The sequence below is a fragment of the Pseudomonas parakoreensis genome (assembly GCF_021602155.1).
Lineage (GTDB): Bacteria > Pseudomonadota > Gammaproteobacteria > Pseudomonadales > Pseudomonadaceae > Aquipseudomonas > Aquipseudomonas parakoreensis.
Map to the genome: position 1 here is coordinate 103,711 of NZ_BQHY01000016.1, position 18,060 is coordinate 121,770.

The window sequence follows — 18,060 nt, forward strand, 5'->3', positions numbered from 1 at the left end:
GCAGCTCCTGCAGGTTATCCACAGAGTGTGCCAACTTGCTCAGTACCAGCGCGCTTCGCCCGGTGGACGTTTTTTGAAGCGCTTCATGCTCCACATGTATTGGCTTGGATACGCGGCAACGTAGCGTTCAACGACTTTGCTCATCGCTGCACAGGACTCCTCGGTATCGGTGCTGTACATGGCTTCCGGCGCCGCCTCGAGGATCACTTTGTAGCCGGAACCGTCCGGCAGACGCAGGGCGTGCAGGAACACGCCGACCGCTTTGCCGCCGGCGAGCATGTTCGGCACGAATTTGCTGGTCAGCGCCTGGGTGGCGAAGAACGGCACGAAAATCCCGGCGGATTCGGCCGGTTCCGGGTCAGCCGGAATGCCCACTGCACCACCTTTGCGCACTTCCTTGATGACGCTGAGAATGCCTTCCTTGGTGGAGGCAGCGACCTTGTTGCCCAGCTGCACGCGTTGCTTGCGCAGTAATTCATCCACCGCCTTGAGCTTCGGCGGGCGGTAGAAAATGATCGGTTTGCACTGGCTGCAATAGAAGTGGTTGAGCACTTCCCAGTTGCCCAGGTGGCTGGTGATGCCGACCACGCCTTTGCCCGAGGCCAGCGCCTCCTTGAGGATGTCGAGGCCTTCGACTTCGCGTACCAGATCGATTGAACGCTGGGCCGGCCAGATCCAGGCGCAGGCGCTTTCGGTCAGGGATTTGCCGATGTCTTTCAGGCTCTGGCCGACCAGACGCTCACGTTCGGCCGGATCCATCTGTGGAAAACATTTGGAAAGGTTGATCCGCACCACGTCGCGGGAACGGTTGGGGGTTTTCCACATGATCCAGCCGATCGCCGAACCCACGGCCTGCACGGCCCGCCATGGCAGCAGGGCAAACAGCCGCAGAGCGCCTACCAGCAAGGCGCCTTTAAACTTTTCCACAGGTCACTCCTGATCTTGTGCTGTGCGCGAGGCGGCCATTCTAACCGCCGTTGACCAACTGCGCGTAGCGGTCGCAGTCCTGAGTGTGATCCATGACCATGCCCGAGGCCTGCATCAACGCGTAGCAAATGGTCGGGCCGACGAAGGTGAAACCGGCCTTTTTCAGGGCCTTGCTCATTGCCAGCGCTTCGGCCGTGATCGCCGGGACTTCGCTGCGATCCTTGAAATGATTGATGATCGGGCGATCGCCGACAAACGACCAGAGAAACGCCACCGGGTCTTCCAGCGCCAGCCAGGCCTGGGCATTGCGCCGGGCGGCATTGAGTTTGAGACGGTTGCGGATGATCCCCGGATCGAGCATCAATTCAGCGATTTCGGCGTCGCTCATCTGCGCCACACGCTGCACATCGAAGCCGTACAACACCTCGCGGTAGCGCTCGCGTTTGCGCAACACGGTGATCCACGACAGCCCGGCCTGGAACCCTTCGAGCAAAAGCAACTCGAACAAACCCTGCGCATCGCGTAGCGGCGTGCCCCACTCCTGATCGTGATAAGCCATGTACAGCGGATCTTCGGTACACCAAAAGCAGCGTGGCATAAGGCTCCAGGGGGTGGAGGTGCGACTGAATCGGGTATACTCCCGCTCTTTAAATCGCAGCCCAAGAAACAGGTGAATTTCGTGAGCCAGCCTACGCCAGCCGTGCGTACCTTCCAAGACTTGATCCTCGCGCTCCAGCAATACTGGGCCGAGCAAGGTTGTGTGGTACTTCAGCCCTACGATATGGAAGTAGGCGCCGGCACTTTCCACACCGCGACCTTCCTGCGCGCCATCGGCCCGGAAACCTGGAACGCCGCGTACGTGCAGCCAAGCCGCCGCCCGACTGACGGCCGCTACGGGGAAAACCCGAACCGTCTGCAGCACTACTATCAGTTCCAGGTGGTGCTGAAGCCGAACCCGGACAATTTCCAGGAACTGTACCTGGGCTCGCTCAAGCATGTCGGCCTGGACCCGCTGGTCCACGACATTCGCTTCGTCGAAGATAACTGGGAATCGCCGACCCTCGGCGCCTGGGGTCTGGGCTGGGAAGTCTGGCTCAACGGCATGGAAGTGACTCAGTTCACTTACTTCCAGCAGGCTGGCGGCATCGAGTGCTACCCGGTGACCGGCGAGATCACTTACGGTCTGGAACGTCTGGCCATGTACCTGCAGGGCGTGGATTCGGTCTACGACCTGGTCTGGGCTGACGGTCCGTTCGGCAAAGTGACCTACGGCGACGTGTTCCACCAGAACGAAGTGGAGCAGTCCACCTACAACTTCGAACACGCCAACGTCGACAAACTGTTCGAACTGTTCGACTTCTATGAAAGCGAAGCCAAGCGCCTGATCGAACTCGACCAGCCGCTGCCGTTGCCAAGCTACGAAATGGTCCTGAAGGCCTCGCACACCTTCAACCTGCTGGATGCGCGCCGGGCGATCTCGGTGACCGCGCGTCAGCAATACATTCTGCGCGTTCGCACCCTGGCGCGTTCCGTTGCGCAAGCCTACCTGCTGGCGCGCGCCAAGCTGGGCTTCCCGATGGCGACCCCGGACCTGCGTGACGAAGTACTGGCCAAGCTGGAGGCTGCACAATGAGTGCTCAAGATTTTCTGGTTGAACTGGGCACTGAAGAACTGCCGCCAAAAGCCCTGAACACCCTGGCTGAAGCGTTCCTCGCCGGTATCGACAAGGGCCTGCAAGCTGCCGGCCTGAGCTACGAAAGCAAAACCGTCTACGCTGCGCCGCGTCGCCTGGCCGTGCTGATCACCGCGCTGGCCACCCAGCAGCCGGATCGCAGCATCAACCTCGACGGCCCGCCACGTCAGGCCGCCTTCGACGCTGAAGGCAACCCGACTCAGGCCGCCCTGGGCTTTGCCAAGAAGTGCGGCGTCGAGCTGAGCGAAATCGACCAGAGCGGTCCGAAACTGCGCTACAGCCAGAACATCGCCGGCAAGCCGACCGCGAGCCTGCTGCCGACCATCGTCGAAGATTCGCTGAACGACCTGCCGATCCCGAAACGCATGCGTTGGGGTGCGCGCAAGGAAGAGTTCGTGCGTCCGACCCAATGGCTGGTGATGCTGCTCGGTGACCAGGTCATCGACTGCACCATCCTTGCGCAGAAAGCGGGCCGCGACTCCCGTGGTCACCGTTTCCACCATCCACAAAACGTGCGCATCGGCTCGCCGTCGAGCTACCTGGCCGACCTGCGTGCCGCTTATGTATTGGCCGACGCCAACGAGCGTCGCGAGATCATCAGCAAGCGCACCGAAGAACTGGCGACCCGTCAGGAAGGCACTGCAATCGTGCCGCCGGCGCTGCTCGACGAAGTGACCGCGCTGGTTGAATGGCCGGTGCCGCTGGTGTGCTCGTTCGAGGAACGTTTCCTCGACGTGCCGCAGGAAGCACTGATCACCACCATGCAGGACAACCAGAAGTACTTCTGCCTGCTGGATGCCGAGGGCAAGTTGCTGCCGCGTTTCATCACCGTGGCCAACATCGAAAGCAAAGACCCGCAGCAGATCATCGCCGGTAACGAGAAAGTGGTTCGCCCACGTCTGACCGACGCCGAGTTCTTCTTCAAGCAAGACAAGAAGCAGAAACTCGAAGAGTTCAACCTGCGCCTGCAGAACGTGGTGTTCCAGGAAAAACTCGGCAGCGTCTACGACAAGGCCGAGCGCGTTTCAAAACTCGCGGCGTACATTGCCGCGCGCATCGGCGGCAACGCTTCGTGGGCGGCCCGTGCCGGCTTGCTGTCGAAATGCGACCTGGCCACCGAAATGGTCGGCGAGTTCCCGGAGATGCAAGGTGTCGCCGGTTACTACTACGCGCTCAATGACGGCGAGCCGGAAGATGTCGCGCTGGCGCTGAACGAGCAGTACATGCCACGCGGTGCCGGTGCTGAACTGCCGGCCACCCTGACCGGTGCCGCTGTCGCTATCGCCGACAAACTCGACACGCTGGTCGGTATCTTCGGTATCGGCATGCTGCCAACCGGCAGCAAAGACCCGTATGCCCTGCGCCGTGCGGCGCTGGGTGTGCTGCGCATCCTGATCGAGAAACAACTGGATCTGGACTTGAACGACGCCGTGGCCTTCGCCGTGACTGCGTTCGGCGCCAAGGTCAAGGCTGCCGGTCTGGCCGATTCGGTGCTGGAGTTCATCTTCGACCGTCTGCGTGCGCGTTACGAGGACGAAGGCGTGGATGTCGCCACCTACCTGTCGGTCCGTGCCCTGAAGCCGGGTTCGGCGCTGGACTTCGACCAGCGTGTGCAAGCGGTGCAGGCCTTCCGCAAACTGCCGGAAGCGGCGGCGCTGGCGGCGGTCAACAAGCGTGTATCGAACCTGTTGAGCAAAGTCGAAGGCTCGGTGCCGACCGTGGTCGAGGCCAAATACTTCGACAACGCCAACGAGTTCTCGCTGTATTCGGCGATCCAGCAAGCGGATCAGGCGGTGCAGCCAATGGCCGCAGCGCGTCAGTACAACGAATCGCTGGCGCGTCTGGCGGCATTGCGCGAGCCGGTGGATGCGTTCTTCGACGCCGTCATGGTCAATGCCGAAGACGCCAAGGTCCGGGCCAACCGCTACGCGCTGCTGGCGCGCCTGCGTGGTCTGTTCCTCGGGGTTGCCGACATTTCGCTGCTGGGTTGAGGGACTGCTGTTGAAACTGCTGATTCTCGATCGGGACGGTGTGATCAATTACGACTCCGATGCTTACATCAAGTCGGTGGAAGAGTGGATTCCGCTGCCCGGTTCGATCGCAGCGATTGCGCAGTTGAGCAAGGCCGGCTGGACGGTGGCGGTCGCCACCAACCAGTCGGGCATTGCTCGCGGCTACTACGACCTCGCCACCCTCGACGCCATGCACGCGCGCTTGCGCGCGCTGGTGGCGGAGCAGGGCGGTGAAGTCGGGCTGATCGTGTATTGCCCGCACGGGCCGGACGAAGGTTGCGACTGTCGCAAGCCGAAACCGGGGATGTTGCAAACCATCGCGGCGCATTACGACGTGGCGCTGACGAATGTCTGGTTCGTCGGCGACAGCCTTGGTGACCTGGAGGCCGCCAAAGCCGTCGATTCACAGCCCGTTTTGGTAAAGACCGGGAAAGGCGAAAAAACTCTGGGCAAGACCCTTCCGGTCGGCACCCTGATTTTTGACGATCTGGCGGCGATTGCCGCAGAACTTATCCACAACTAGAGTGCTTCTGAAGTTCCTGACCAGGGATTGATCGGGAGTGCGCTTGAACAGTCGGGCAGTGCCCGTAACGGTAAACGTCGCCATGTCGATACTGCAGGCCATCAGAATTTTTCTCTTTTACCTGCTGCTGGGCACCACTGCCTTGCTGTGGTGCAGCCTGAGCTTTTTTATCGCGCCCTTTCTGCCGTTCAAGGCGCGTTATCGTTTTATCAACGTGTACTGGTGCCGTTGCGCCTTGTGGTTGACCCAGGTGTTTCTCGGCATTCGTTACGAAATCAAAGGTGCGGAAAACGTGCCGGACCGGCCCTGCGTGATTCAGTCGAACCATCAGAGCACCTGGGAGACGTTCTTTCTCTCCGCTTATTTCTCGCCCTTGAGCCAGGTGCTCAAGCGCGAATTGCTGTACGTCCCGTTCTTCGGCTGGGCCATGGCCATGCTGCGGCCGATCGCGATTGACCGCGACAACCCGAAAGCCGCACTCAAGCAAGTCGCAGCCAAAGGCGATGAGCTGCTCAAGGACAACGTCTGGGTATTAATCTTCCCGGAAGGCACCCGCGTTCCCCACGGCACTATTGGCAAGTTCTCGCGCAGTGGCAGCGCCTTGGCGGTGAATGCGGCGCTTCCGGTCCTGCCGATTGCACACAATGCCGGCAAGTTCTGGCCGAAAATCGGCTGGGGCAAGAAGCCGGGTGTGATCACCGTGGTCATCGGTCAGCCGATGTACGCCGAAGGCACTGGACCTCGCGCCATTGCCGATCTGAACGACCGGGTACAGGCCTGGAATGAACAGACTCAGCGCGAAATGGGTTCGCTGCCACCGGCGCCGCAGGCACCTGCCGCGAATGATCAGGTAGCTGTCTGAGATTTGTGGATAACCTGTGTACGGTTTTGTAGAAAAAGCCTGAATATTGAAATTAACTTGTTGATTTACTTATATATTTCTCAAGCTCATAAAACACCGTGAAAGGTGCATAAGTTTTTTTCGGAAGTAAAGAAACCGGCTGATATAGCCGGTTTTTTTGTGCCTGTTCACTCGGCCATCAACGGTAGCTGCAGCCGGAACGTAGTGCCTTCATCGACGATGCTATGGCACTCGATGCGACCGCCATGATGATCGATCACTGCCTTGACCATCGACAGCCCCAGACCGACGCCATCAATTCCCTGCGCCGATGAAAACCGTCGGTATTGAGTGAACAGATTCGGCAGTTCCTCGGCGGCAATGCCTTTGCCCTGATCGGTCAATTCACAGCACAGCCACTCGCCTTGGCAACTGACGCCCAACCGGATCGTGGTGCCTGCCGGGCTGTACTTGATGGCGTTTTCCAACAGGTTGAACAAGGCCCGGGTCAACAGGCCTTGATCCGCGCTGATCAGGCGTTCCTGGGATTGCTCATCCATTGCGTGCAACAGTTTGATGCTTTTCTGCTGGGCAATGGGCAGCGCCTGATCCAGCACGTCCAGCACCAGCATCGCGAACAGACTGGGTTGAAACTGGTAAGCCTCGGATTCCGCACGGGCCAGCAACACGAAACCATCGGTCAATTCCAGCGCGCGGCGTACCTGGCGTTCGATCTGTTCGAACAGCGGTGAGTCCGCTCCGGCTTGATGGCGATGCACATCGAGCAGGGCCAAAATCGCTGAATGTGGGGCGCGCAGGTCGTGGGAAAGAAACCGCAACAAGACCCCACGCTGTTCTTCGGCGGCGCGTTCGGCACTCAGGTCGGTGAGGCTCAGCAGCCAGCCGATGGGGGTATCGCCATCCACCGGCAGCAAAGCCGCGCGCTCCAGACGCAGGCTGCGTTCCTTGTGATCGCGAAACTCCAGCAGCGCCAGGTCGGACAGCGCCGGGCGTGGTTCTGTGGACAACTCCGGGTAACCGAGGCGGGCCAGTTGCTCGACAACGTCGTCACCGACCAGTGGGTCATCGAACAATACGCGGGCCTTGCGATTACCCAGCAGGATCTGTCCCTTGGGATCGCTGATCAGCGTCGCCACCGGCAGGTACTCCAGACCGTCGGCAATGAAGCGCCGGGTATCGCGCGTGCGGCTCATGGCTTGCTCCAGTGCCATGATCTGGCCCTGCAGTTGGTCAGCGCTGGTGAATTGCGCGCGGCGCCGTTCCGGGAATACTTTCGGCTCGCGATCCAGCCGTGCCAGCTCCCAGCCAAAGTACGTCAGCACCACGCTCAGGCGCCGCCAGTTCCAGACCAGGTAGCCGAACAATATGCCAAGCGCTGCCGGCGTTGGTGACCACCAGTGTCGAACTTCCGCCAGTGCGGCGCTGGTGAGCAGCACACCCGCCACCCCGCCCAGCGTTACCCAGATCGCCCATCGCGGACGCCACGGCAGCAAACCGAGGACAACCGCCACCCATCCCACGGAAAGCAACGCGCTCCAAACCGCTGACGTATCGTGCAGACTAATCTGCGCGCGATACGACAACAGGGCAGTCAGTGGCAATAGCACTAGACTTATCCACAACCACTCACGCCCCAATCGCCGAAACAGGCGCTGCACCTGACTGGGCTCGCGGCTTTCACGCCGACGCGGGCTATTCATGACAAACAGGGCAGGGGACAGTGAATGGATTCATGGGCCACAGGTCTGAGGATGTAGATCCGAAGAATCATAGCGGACGTCGACCGATGGTGAACGGCTACTTTTATTGCGCAGGCCGAGCCGTTAACGTGGCCGGCCACTGCCCAAGCAACAAGGAACCCACGCGTATGCGCGTTGCGATACTGGATGATGAACCCGCCGAACTGCGTCGGGTCGAGCAAACCCTGCAGCAGATGGCTGCAGTGGGAGAGCAGCCTTGGTCGCTGCACAGCTTCGAACGGGGTGAGGACCTGTTGCGCCAGCTACGTCGGGACACCTTCGACTTGCTGATCCTCGACTGGCAGCTGCCGGACATCACCGGCCTGGTGCTGCTGCGCTGGACCCGCGAACACATGGAATCGCCACCCGCCGCGATCATGCTGACCAGCCGCGACGGCGAAAGCGATATCGTCCAGGCGCTGAACGCCGGTGCCGACGATTACGTCAGCAAGCCTTTCCGCCCCAACGAGCTGAAAGCCCGCGTCGCCGCCGTCCTGCGCCGGCACAGCCAGCCACGCAGTAGCGCTGGCGAAGTCCTGACCTTCAATGACCTGACCTTCGACGATGCCGAACTGAGTGTCACCCGCGAGGGAAAATCAGTCGTCATGACCGAACGTGAATACCGCCTGGCGCGGTGCCTGTTCAGTAACCTGGGTCGGCCGTTGTCGCGGGAGTATCTGTACGAACGCTTCTGGCCGCATGAAGAGGTCGCTTCGTCACGGCCGCTGGATACGCACATCTACCGCCTGCGCAACAAACTGGGGCTGACGGCGGATCGCGGTTGGCAGTTGCTGACGATTTATGGGTATGGGTATCGGTTGGAGAGTGTGATGGTTGCATCCGAGTAAAAATCAAAAGATCGCAGCCTGCGGCAGCTCCTACCGGTAATCCATGTAGGAGCTGCCGCAGGCTGCGATCTTTTGATCTGCCAACAAAAAGGCCAACGCTTGAGCGTTGGCCTTTTGGTTTGACGCCTGTAGGTTCACAAAATAGGTGATAGGCCAGACCCCGTGAAATTGGAATCTTCGCCATTTTTTTTGTGAAATGAAGGGGTGCTTTTCACAGAAAAGCCGAGAAATCCCTACTCACCAATCACAAAAGTTGATTGGCCTGGAAAGGGCCGTTTACGACCGACGCGTGACTTTTCGGTAAGGGATGAGGAGTAGTCGCAGCGATCCTTTAGCTCCTAGTCTGGCGACCTTGGGTTCAGAATCCGACTGGCAATGCCCGCCGTCACTACTTCAGAGGAACCAGCTTCCTCTGCTGCCAAAATTGCGGGGGCTCATGCTGGTACCCAGGCCCGACAAATGCGCAGTTGCAGCCCTCAATTGCAAGGCTATCCAAAGCGGCACGCGTGTCAATCAAGATCTGATGCATGACGATGGCCGGCCTCACGGAGGTGAAACCGGAGATTCAGAATGACTAAACCGACCCCGTAGACACCAACCTCCACGAAGGCCGCTATCGACCCAAAGCTGTCCTTCAAGAAAGGCAGCTAACGGCGAGAAGCGGTCATTTTGTATCTACAGGTTTCGGGGCGATTCACTCGTCTGATGCTCAGGAGCACCAGGATGGGCGTCAAGGAGGTGGTCATCTTGAGGTGGACTATGCTGACCAGTTGCTCTCAAATCTAATCGTGAGGTCCTCCATGGCAAACCCCAATCTGCTGGCTCTATTCAGAGATGAAGTCCTTCTGACCGGGCCTGAAAGCTCCCTACCTAGCAACCTATCTCAGTTCTGGCTTGAGGAGCTCCAGAATCATCTGGAGAGGTATTTCGACGGTTTGAACTCGGAGTCAGATGCAGAAGAGAAGGATCTCGACATCTCCCTCCCACTCGCAGCGATCATCCACATCTTGTTCGCAAAAAATGGTGGGGAGGAGATATCCGAGAGCTCTGAAAAGCTGTACGAGTATTTCCAAGACTACCGGCTCGAACTGGCCCTTGAAGAGATCACGCGAAAGACTCATGTGGCTGCCGAGGCTGCAACCATTGAGACCATCTTCACCAACCGAGACGTCCTGGTGGAGCAAAGCCCCCTTCTTCAATAGGTACCTCCACCGATGCCATCGCCGGCGGGCACGCTCCGAGGCATTGATGGAATGCATTTTGACGACTGCCGAGATCAGCGAATGAAAGAAATTGCTGCGCCGATGTTCGATCTAATCGCTTTGTCGCTTCCACGAGGGTTGGGGTTTGGGGACAGCCCGCCAGTAGGGGCATGGCTTAGTGAGGACGGAATTTCTTGTGCCGCTCTAACCCGAAATATCAATTCCGGCAGCTTCGGAATTGTCACCTTGCGGCGTCGTGTCGATAGCGTGTGGGTGCTCCTCAGCCATGGTGAGTGCACCACTGGCGAGTCCGAAGCCCGCGCCTCAATCAGCCATTTTCTCTATACCCAAGCCCATCCGCTTCCACTCCCTTCAGGTGAACGACGACGTGCTCCTCTAAGCAGAATGGGTAAGCGCACACCAAGCGTGGTGTTCAAATCACTATTTGATCCAAGCCGCCGTATTGGGGCGTGGGCGCTGAATCAACTGTATCTCGCACTGCCATCCCCAGACAGAAATTGGGTTCCCGATTGCCAGACTGAGAATTTTCACACCCGCCTCTGGGAAGCCCACCTATTAGCGATTTTTCGTGAACAGGGACTCTTGGTCACCCAGCCTAAAGAATCACCCGATTTTCACATCGAGAATAGGCTGGGAGATGAGGCCTGGGTTGAAGCAGTGACAGCCAACCCGGAAGAGCGGTATGAGCATTTTGGCGCCTCGCCGGTCCCCCCACCCGCTGACCGACATGAGCGTTTCTTAGGAGCGGCTGCAGAAAGGTTTGCGAGGACCATCCAAAACAAATTGGACAAGCGTTACGAATCCCTACCGCACGTGGAGGGTAAGCCGCTCATTCTGGCCTTAGCCGATTTCCATGCGCCCAGTTCAATGCTGTGGAGCAGGGAGTCGCTCATCAGCTATCTCTATGGCTTTGCAGTTCACTCATCTGCGCATCGTGGTACGCACCTGATAACTGTGGAGGAAGAGACATCTCTGCTATCAGGGCGCCCCAACGGCCTATTTACGCTAATGGAAAATGCCCATCTTTCAGCGGTCATTTTCACCAATGCCTGCACAGTGCCAAAGCTCAGCCGAGTGCCGATCTCAGGTGGAGCTCATCTAGACGGGTACCGATACTTGCGGTTTGGTGAGTTTTTCGACCGTTCTCCGGGAGCATCACGAGGTATCCCATTTCTGTTGGATGTAGCGTCCAGCGACTACGGTCAGCTCTGGCCGCAATATGGCTACGAGCCGTGGTCTGCTGAAGTGGAGGTATTCCATAACCCTATGGCACTATACCCGGTGCCTAATGAGTTGATACCAGAAGTCACCCACTGGAGAGAAGTAAACGGAAGAGTCGAGTGCGAATCTTTCTTTGATGTATCCATACTCCGATCCAGAACACTCGTCCTCAGTGCAAACGCTAAGGTTCCGTCACTCGATGAGTTGCTGACAGCAGCCAGTCCTCCAGAGCTCTGACGGCGGCGGGGTGGCCGCATCGTTGCCACGCAGGTAGATGAGAATTTCTCAGCAAGCTACCCAGCCAGGGGAAGGACATGAGATCCCCTGCGCAATTCAGGACCGTTGAAGCGTCACCTCTCTTCGGGTAAAAGCATGACCGTCATACAACGCTACAACAGCGTCATACCCGAGAGCATAGGAAGAAAAATGTCGATCCAAGGACTAAAACGATACTTTGGAAACAAGATTCACGCAGTGATAATGATGGCCCCGCTTAAGCGGGAAATGATACGCCTCGGCATATGCACCCTTATGGCGATTATTCTGAATATCATCTTGTATACCGGCGTTGAAGTAGACGGCACCATCAAGCCGTGGGCAGAAACCCCGATAAAACTGTTTGCATCGTCGATGTTATTCGCCTTCATGATCAAGGCTTTTCTGCCAGTTCTCGGCTGGACGATACTGAAAGCAATGCTGTTGAGTGCGAACAATGCCTTCAGCGGCATACTGAGTTTTTTGGGCAATCAGTTCACAGGCGTCATGTACTGTACCGGAATTATTATGGGTTCTATCACGATTAAATTGTATATGGTTTCCGGGGTTTTAGACTCTGAGTTTGCTTATCTGTCCGCAATCGTATTTGCTTCCGGGGTTTTATATTTCTATGTGCTGCAATGCGCCATTCAAAAAACAATGAGTCCGGCCCTGCGTACACCAGCAGTACCGCGTTAAACCACTAGGCTGTGACTATTCATCTCTGGTGCTCAGTAGGCGCTCGCTCTGCTGAACCCTCACCCATACACAACCATTAATGGACTGGCCCGCCTTCGACTTTATGAAGAAGGCGAGCGAGCACGTGACTGATTGCGCATGTATTCCGAGATGAGACTTTCGAAATTGATGTCCGCCTCCTCAACGAGAATATTGACGTGACAGTACAGCTCTTCAGGACCTCTGAGATAATTGAAAATCCTTGATCTAACGATGCCGCAAACCCCTTCTTTGACCGCCGTAGAGGGGAGGTTGATAACATCGCCAACGCACGGGATAAGAGCTAGGCCATGGTCGCTGTTGAAGACAATGTCAGCTGGACAGGCATCAATGCTGGCATCGGATTGTCCTTGCGAAACCTGCTGATAATCAATGCTATACCTCATGTACAGCCTACCTCATTTGTTGAGTGAGGAATCAGCGCCGCGGATCGTAAACAGAAACCTCAAGTTCGCAAGCGACGGGAGCATGTAGCGGATTTTCGGTACTAGAGAGCTTGGCAACTATCGTTTTTCAAGCACATACCCTACGCCCCGAAGCGTATGTATCAGTTTGGTCTCGAAAGGGTCATCTGTCTTGGCTCTGAGTCTTCGAATCGACACCTCTACAACGTTTGTGTCGCAGTCAAAATTCATATCCCAAACCTGCGAAATAATTTGGGTGCGGCTCAGCACCACACCGGTATTACGCATCAGGTAATGCAGTAACGCGAATTCTTTCGTGGTCAGGTCAATGCGCTGACCGTCCCTGAATGCCCTGTGCCGGCTCTGATCAAGCTCCAGGTCAGCGACGCGAATGACCTCTACGGATGCAGGGTGATCTGACCTGCGCATCAAGGCGCGAACCCGGGCCAGCAGCTCAGGGAACTCAAATGGCTTGATCAGGTAGTCATCTGCTCCGTTCTCCAGCCCCCGGACCTTATCCGCCAGCCGGCTTCTCGCCGTCAGCATCATGATACGGGAAGGGCAGTTTTTACGACGCAACAACTCAAGGACCTGCCAACCGTCCATCTCTGGCAGATTTATATCCAGGATAATCAGCTCATATTCGTGCTGCTTAGCCAAGAATAATCCATCTGACCCGGTGTGGACGCAATCTACGACATAGCCACATTCCGTCAGACCTTGACGCACATACTCCGCAGTTTTTACTTCATCCTCAATTACCAGAATTCGCATGGGATTTTGTCTCGATATCACTGAGCAATTAACCGCGCACGCGCGCCGGCATTATTGAAAGGGATGGTAAATCAAAATGAGCGTGCCGGGGCTCAAATGACGGATTTGTAATTTCTAGGTAATACAGTTGATAGTCTGGCGGTATATCTTGTCGCGGTTTGGGTTTGACAGTTGCGGGCCCTCTCTCCAGCAGGTGATTTGACCTTATGAAGTATTGGGTTATTTTCTTCTTTGTGCTGGCTTCGTTCCGCTCAGATGACGGCGAGGTCGCTCACATTGAAGAGACTGGTCATTGGTGTAGTCATGAACTTCACCGGCATGCGATGCGTACAATCGAACGCCTACTTGAATTTTAGGCAAAAAAAAGGCGCCCAATGGGCGCCAAATATCCACCTTTTACCAAAGGAGCACTTAAGCCACTCAAGGTGAATGCGTAATGCTCGTTTTACTAACAGGACCCGCCAATGGATAACTGGCCCAGTTAGCGAATTACAGAATCGAAAGCGGGTACTCGATGATTACACGAGTTTCATCCAGATCCGATTCGAAAGCAGTGGCACGCGTGGTTGCCTGGCGCAACCGGAAGGACAGATCTTTTGCCGGACCGGTTTGGACAACGTATTTGACTTCGACGTCACGCTCCCAACGCTTCTGATTGTCGAGCGGGTTGCCGTTGTCGTCGGTGCGCATGTAGAACTGGTTAGCGTTCGAGTAATCCGCACCCGAGCCTCTGGCGTAGCGCGTCATGAACGTCAGGCCTGGAATGCCGTAGCTGGTGAAGTTCAGGTCATAGCGCAGCATCCAGGAACGCTCTTTCGGCGAGTTGAAGTCGCTGTACTGGATGGAGTTGTCGACGAAAATCGAGTCCGACTGACGCAGGTAGTCGAAATCGTCGTCGCCGTTGTTGCGCTGATGCGACAGGGCCAGGGTGTGGGCACCGTAACGCACACCGACCTTGGCACTCCAGATGTTGTTGTCGAATTCACCCAGGCGCTTCTTACCTTCATCTACGGCTTTGTAGTAGTTGAAGCCACCGATCAGCGCCAGATCGTCGCTCAGCGGGTAAACCACGCTTGTGCCGGCGTAGTACTGATTCCAGACGTCTTTCAGCTGGCTGGCGTAGACGCTCACAGTCCAGTTGTCGTTGATCGAGTAGTCACCGCCACCGTAACCGATCCATGGCGAGTTGACCGGGCCGCCGTAGAACGTCACGAAGTTGTCGTTCAGGTTGCTTGAGACCGGCTGGCTCATCGCATGCAGACGACCACCCTGGAGGGTAAGGCCCTGGATGCTGGTGTTCTCAACGGTCACACCGCGGAAACTCTCTGGCAGCAGGCGAGAGTCACCCGATGCGACGACCGGGGTCGATGGGAAGACATCACCCACTTTCACGATGGTATCGAACAAGCGGACTTTGGCTGCGCCGCCGACCTTGGTGTATTCGTCGCGAGCTTCACCCTTGTTATCAACGGGCAGCACGTCGAAGGAGCTACGGCCGCCGTTGCGCCCATCACCGGTGTCGAGCTTGAGGCCGATCATGGCAAAGGCATCAACGCCAAAGCCAACGGTACCTTGGGTAAACCCGGAGTTGAATTTGCTGATGATCGCGTGCGCCCAGGCTTCGGAGTAGCCGTTCGTATTGCCCTTGCCACTGTTGTAAGTGGGGGCGGTGCTGTCGCGGTTATCACGGTTGAAGTAGAAGTTACGGTTCAACACTGTAAGGCTGCTGCCTTCAATGAAGCCTTCTGGCTTGTCTTCAGCTTGTGCCGAAATAGCATAGCTTCCAGACAGCGCAGAAACTGCCGCCAAATACAGTGGTACTTTGATTTTCATCCGATGCTCCTTTGATTCACGGCAGTTTTTATTATGTTTACCGGCGCGGGTGTCGTTAGTTGTTCTGACCCGGCGGCGCGCCTAGCGTAGCGCGAGCTCATATTTGCAGGCCGAAGATAACGGGAGGGTGATAGGACAATTACAATTTCGTCATCTACCTGTTATTCGGCACCTTCGCACCGCGTGTTTGCCATCTCTGTTGCTTGTATCGAAATCATCGTGTCGGGTTGGGTTTCCCAGTATTTACGGGCATTACAAAGCTTTCTTACGAAATTGTAATTTTCTAGCCACCCCTCTGATAGCTACCGCTCATTAGAGTGCCATCACCTAATCAAGTGGGGCTTGGCAGCTGTTTCGGCGTTCTCGCCAAGCTTTATCGAAGTTTGTGCACGAGGACCATCAAAGTGCCCCGGTATAACCGCAATGTCTTACCCAAGACCCCCGTCTCGCCCTGGAAGATCGCTGCACTCTGTGCAGTCATCTCTGGGTTGATGGCGCCTGCAGCCCTTGCCCAAAGCATCAGCTTGCCCCAGGCGCTTTCGACGGCCATGGATGCCAACCCAGACCTGGCCGCGGCCAGGCAAGAAATTGGGATCGCTGATGGTGCTCGCAAGCAGGCCGGGCTTATCCCCAACCCCACAATCTCGTATGACGTGGAAGACACCCGTCGTAACACCAGCCAGACGACTGTCTCTCTCAGCCAGACCCTTGAGCTGGGCGGTAAGCGGGGGGCTCGTGTTGACGTCGCCACATACGGGCAGACCGCCGCACAGCTTGAGTTAGACCGTCGCGTTAACGGCCTGCGTGCAGATGTCGTCCAAGCCTTTTACGCCGCGTTGCGGGCCCAGACAGGTCTCGACCTGGCCAAGCAATCTCTCGAACTGACTGAGCGCGGTCTTCGCATCGTCGATGGCCGTGTTCGCGCAGGTAAGTCGTCCCCAGTGGAGGCGACCCGCGCTCAAGTGCAACTGGCCGAAGCCCAGCTGCAAGTTCGACGTGCAGAAACGGAAAAAGCGACCGCTTACCAACAGCTCGCTCAAATTACCGGGAGCTCAGTCACCGTGTTTGATCGACTCGAATCGCCAACCCTCTCCCCGGGCTTGCCACCTCGCACTGAAGATCTGCTGGCTAAGCTCGACCAAACAGCAGAAATGCGTCAGGCCGTGGTGCAGATAGACAAGAGCGATGCCTCGCTCGGCTCAGAGAAAGCTCAGCGTATCCCGAACCTTACTGTCAGTGTAGGTAGCCAGTACGACCGCTCTGTGCGCGAGCGGGTCAACACTGTGGGCCTGTCTATGCCTTTGCCGCTGTTCGATCGTAACCAGGGCAACATTCTTTCCGCTTCTCGTCGTGCAGATCAGGCCCGGGACCAGCGCAATGCTGTTGAGCTGCGCCTGCGCACCGAAACCCAAACCGCGTTGAACCAATGGTCCACCGCCATGCAGGAGGTCGAGTCCTACGACAAGACCATTCTGCCTTCAGCCCAACAAGTCGTAGAGACCGCAACCCGCGGCTTCGAGATGGGCAAATTCGGTTTCATCGAAGTGCTGGATGCCCAGCGCACCTTGATCGTCGCTCGTGGCCAATACCTCGAATCGTTGGCAGCGGCGACCAATGCGCGTGCGCAGGTGGAAAGGGTTTATGGCGAAGTCGGCTCAACCGCCGGCACTCGCTGAACGGGCCAAACATTTTCTTCGGCACACAGCCTTGAACAAGCCGGTGCCTACGATCAGCAGGAGTAGCAATGGATAACAAACGCAAGATCGCCCTCGCGGTAGCCGCTGTGGCAGCCCTCGGATTTGGCAGCCTTGCCTGGAACAACAGTTCCGGACAGCAGGCCGCCAGTACTGCCGAGCATGGCGCTAACGATGGCCATGGCGACGAAAAGAAAGCCGCATCTGCCGCCAAAGAGGAAGGTGATGAGGGCCATGGTGAAGAAGGCCACAGCGAAGAGGGCGGTGAAGAAGAGGGCAAGCTGACGCTCAGCGCTGAACAGATCAAGGCCGCTGGTGTTGCCCTGGAAGCTGCAGCGCCTCGTGACCTCGGTACCGTCGTGAGCTTCCCTGGCGAAATTCGCTTCGACGAAGATCGTACTGCCCACGTGGTTCCTCGTGTTCCTGGCGTTGTTGAGGCTGTCCAGGCCAACCTGGGCGAGACGGTCAAGAAAGGGCAAGTCCTCGCGGTAATCGCCAGCCAGCAGATCTCTGACCTGCGCAGCGAACAACAGGCCGCACAGCGTCGCGTCGAACTGGCGCGTGTGACCTTCGAACGTGAGAAGCAACTGTGGCAGGACAAGATCTCTGCAGAGCAAGACTACCTCCAAGCACGCCAAGCGCTGCAAGAAGCGGAGATCTCCTTGGCCAACGCCAAGCAGAAGGTCGGCGCAATCGGTGCCTCGGTTAACTCCGTTGGCGGTAATCGTTACGAGCTCCGCGCTCCCTTCGACGCCGTGGTAGTGGAGAAACACCTGACCGTCGGCGAAGTCGTCAGCGAGGCGACCAACGCCTTCATCCTTTCCGACCTGAATCAGGTCTGGGCGACCTTCGCAGTTCCGCCGACAGATCTGGGCAAGGTCACGACTGGCCGTGCAGTGAAAGTCTCTTCGCCTGACATGAACGTCGAGGTCGAAGGGAAGGTGGGTTATGTCGGCAGCCTGCTGGGCGAGCAAAACCGTGCAGCTACTGTCCGCGTCACCTTGACCAACCCCAACGGCGCCTGGCGTCCAGGCCTGTTCGTAAACATTGCGGTCACCTCCCAGACCGATCGAGTTGCCGTAGCGGTCCCTGAGCACGCTGTGCAGACCGTTGAAGACAAACCTTCGGTATTCGTACGCACCCCAGATGGCTTTGACACCCGCCCGGTAAAACTGGGTCGCCGCGACAATGGGTACGTGGAAATCATCGACGGTATTGAAGCCGGCGCCCAGGTAGCAACCAGTGGCAGCTTCACACTCAAGTCCGAGCTCGGCAAAGCTTCTGCCGAACACGGTCACTGATGCGAACTGACAG

Annotated in this window: 16 protein-coding genes; 10 read left to right on the forward strand and 6 right to left on the reverse strand. The window is 57.4% G+C overall.

Going from position 1 to position 18,060, the window contains the following annotated elements:
- Positions 1-39: 39 nt before the first annotated feature.
- Both L6D63_RS22715 and L6D63_RS22720 read right to left on the reverse strand, forming a co-directional pair.
- On the reverse strand, positions 40-927 hold the full coding sequence (locus tag L6D63_RS22715; protein WP_041073613.1) for a lysophospholipid acyltransferase: 888 nt from the start codon (positions 925-927) through the stop codon (positions 40-42).
- Between the two features lie 40 nt (positions 928-967).
- The gene (locus L6D63_RS22720; protein WP_047297424.1) at positions 968-1,525 is read right to left on the reverse strand and encodes a DNA-3-methyladenine glycosylase I; all 558 of its coding nucleotides are present in this window, start codon (positions 1,523-1,525) and stop codon (positions 968-970) included.
- Positions 1,526-1,606: 81 nt separating this feature from the next.
- Between L6D63_RS22720 and glyQ the strand changes: the two genes are divergently transcribed.
- From glyQ to L6D63_RS22740, 4 genes are all read left to right on the forward strand, one after another.
- Positions 1,607-2,560 carry a glycine--tRNA ligase subunit alpha gene (gene glyQ / locus L6D63_RS22725; protein WP_003187265.1) on the forward strand — a complete coding sequence of 318 codons (954 nt, stop codon included), beginning with the start codon at positions 1,607-1,609 and terminating at the stop codon, positions 2,558-2,560.
- Positions 2,557-4,611, forward strand: coding sequence for a glycine--tRNA ligase subunit beta (gene glyS, locus L6D63_RS22730; protein WP_047297423.1), 2,055 nt, complete (start codon positions 2,557-2,559; stop codon positions 4,609-4,611). Before glyQ ends, glyS begins: the two co-directional genes overlap by 4 nt.
- A gap of 4 nt (positions 4,612-4,615) precedes the next feature.
- The gene (gene gmhB, locus L6D63_RS22735) at positions 4,616-5,155 is read left to right on the forward strand and encodes a D-glycero-beta-D-manno-heptose 1,7-bisphosphate 7-phosphatase (RefSeq protein WP_196302457.1); all 540 of its coding nucleotides are present in this window, start codon (positions 4,616-4,618) and stop codon (positions 5,153-5,155) included.
- Positions 5,156-5,237: 82 nt separating this feature from the next.
- The gene (locus tag L6D63_RS22740; protein WP_047297421.1) at positions 5,238-6,017 is read left to right on the forward strand and encodes a lysophospholipid acyltransferase family protein; all 780 of its coding nucleotides are present in this window, start codon (positions 5,238-5,240) and stop codon (positions 6,015-6,017) included.
- A 167-nt stretch (positions 6,018-6,184) separates the two neighbouring features.
- On the opposite strand, the gene L6D63_RS22745 is transcribed toward L6D63_RS22740, so the two are convergent.
- The gene (locus L6D63_RS22745) at positions 6,185-7,717 is read right to left on the reverse strand and encodes a sensor histidine kinase (protein WP_131671856.1); all 1,533 of its coding nucleotides are present in this window, start codon (positions 7,715-7,717) and stop codon (positions 6,185-6,187) included.
- A gap of 167 nt (positions 7,718-7,884) precedes the next feature.
- Here L6D63_RS22745 and L6D63_RS22750 point away from each other — a divergent pair, with 167 nt between their 5' ends.
- The 4 genes from L6D63_RS22750 (at position 7,885) to L6D63_RS22765 (ending at position 12,002) form a co-directional block, all read left to right on the forward strand.
- Positions 7,885-8,604 (forward strand): response regulator transcription factor, encoded by a 720-nt coding sequence (locus tag L6D63_RS22750; RefSeq protein ID WP_047297419.1) that lies wholly within the window; start codon positions 7,885-7,887, stop codon positions 8,602-8,604.
- 800 nt (positions 8,605-9,404) lie between these two features.
- Positions 9,405-9,806, forward strand: a complete 402-nt coding sequence (locus L6D63_RS22755; RefSeq protein WP_153428583.1) for a hypothetical protein — start codon at positions 9,405-9,407, stop codon at positions 9,804-9,806.
- Positions 9,807-9,887: 81 nt separating this feature from the next.
- Complete coding sequence (locus L6D63_RS22760; protein ID WP_223296393.1) at positions 9,888-11,285, forward strand: hypothetical protein; 1,398 nt, start codon at positions 9,888-9,890, stop codon at positions 11,283-11,285.
- Between the two features lie 189 nt (positions 11,286-11,474).
- A complete protein-coding gene (locus L6D63_RS22765; protein ID WP_012269855.1) occupies positions 11,475-12,002 on the forward strand; it encodes a hypothetical protein in 528 nt (175 codons plus the stop codon).
- A 101-nt stretch (positions 12,003-12,103) separates the two neighbouring features.
- On the opposite strand, the gene L6D63_RS22770 is transcribed toward L6D63_RS22765, so the two are convergent.
- The 3 genes from L6D63_RS22770 to L6D63_RS22780 form a co-directional block, all read right to left on the reverse strand.
- Positions 12,104-12,427 carry a hypothetical protein gene (locus L6D63_RS22770; RefSeq protein ID WP_010951457.1) on the reverse strand — a complete coding sequence of 108 codons (324 nt, stop codon included), beginning with the start codon at positions 12,425-12,427 and terminating at the stop codon, positions 12,104-12,106.
- 117 nt (positions 12,428-12,544) lie between these two features.
- The gene (locus L6D63_RS22775) at positions 12,545-13,219 is read right to left on the reverse strand and encodes a heavy metal response regulator transcription factor (protein ID WP_131671857.1); all 675 of its coding nucleotides are present in this window, start codon (positions 13,217-13,219) and stop codon (positions 12,545-12,547) included.
- A 489-nt stretch (positions 13,220-13,708) separates the two neighbouring features.
- The gene (locus L6D63_RS22780; RefSeq protein ID WP_003253422.1) at positions 13,709-15,052 is read right to left on the reverse strand and encodes an OprD family porin; all 1,344 of its coding nucleotides are present in this window, start codon (positions 15,050-15,052) and stop codon (positions 13,709-13,711) included.
- Positions 15,053-15,456: 404 nt separating this feature from the next.
- On the opposite strand from L6D63_RS22780, the gene L6D63_RS22785 reads away from it, so the two are divergent.
- Both L6D63_RS22785 and L6D63_RS22790 read left to right on the forward strand, forming a co-directional pair.
- A complete protein-coding gene (locus tag L6D63_RS22785; RefSeq protein ID WP_131671858.1) occupies positions 15,457-16,728 on the forward strand; it encodes a TolC family protein in 1,272 nt (423 codons plus the stop codon).
- A 68-nt stretch (positions 16,729-16,796) separates the two neighbouring features.
- On the forward strand, positions 16,797-18,047 hold the full coding sequence (locus tag L6D63_RS22790; RefSeq protein ID WP_010951455.1) for an efflux RND transporter periplasmic adaptor subunit: 1,251 nt from the start codon (positions 16,797-16,799) through the stop codon (positions 18,045-18,047).
- The last annotated feature ends 13 nt before the right edge of the window (positions 18,048-18,060 follow it).

Bases quoted from the DNA above. Each gene is read 5' to 3' on its own strand.
- L6D63_RS22720 (WP_047297424.1), bottom strand. From the start codon at position 1,525: ATGCCACGCTGCTTTTGGTGTACCGAAGATCCGCTGTACATGGCTTAT.
- glyS (WP_047297423.1), top strand. From the start codon at position 2,557: ATGAGTGCTCAAGATTTTCTGGTTGAACTGGGCACTGAAGAACTGCCG.
- L6D63_RS22740 (WP_047297421.1), top strand. From the start codon at position 5,238: ATGTCGATACTGCAGGCCATCAGAATTTTTCTCTTTTACCTGCTGCTG.
- L6D63_RS22745 (WP_131671856.1), bottom strand. From the start codon at position 7,717: ATGAATAGCCCGCGTCGGCGTGAAAGCCGCGAGCCCAGTCAGGTGCAG.
- L6D63_RS22750 (WP_047297419.1), top strand. From the start codon at position 7,885: ATGCGCGTTGCGATACTGGATGATGAACCCGCCGAACTGCGTCGGGTC.
- L6D63_RS22755 (WP_153428583.1), top strand. From the start codon at position 9,405: ATGGCAAACCCCAATCTGCTGGCTCTATTCAGAGATGAAGTCCTTCTG.
- L6D63_RS22760 (WP_223296393.1), top strand. From the start codon at position 9,888: ATGAAAGAAATTGCTGCGCCGATGTTCGATCTAATCGCTTTGTCGCTT.
- L6D63_RS22765 (WP_012269855.1), top strand. From the start codon at position 11,475: ATGTCGATCCAAGGACTAAAACGATACTTTGGAAACAAGATTCACGCA.
- L6D63_RS22770 (WP_010951457.1), bottom strand. From the start codon at position 12,427: ATGAGGTATAGCATTGATTATCAGCAGGTTTCGCAAGGACAATCCGAT.
- L6D63_RS22775 (WP_131671857.1), bottom strand. From the start codon at position 13,219: ATGCGAATTCTGGTAATTGAGGATGAAGTAAAAACTGCGGAGTATGTG.
- L6D63_RS22780 (WP_003253422.1), bottom strand. From the start codon at position 15,052: ATGAAAATCAAAGTACCACTGTATTTGGCGGCAGTTTCTGCGCTGTCT.
- L6D63_RS22790 (WP_010951455.1), top strand. From the start codon at position 16,797: ATGGATAACAAACGCAAGATCGCCCTCGCGGTAGCCGCTGTGGCAGCC.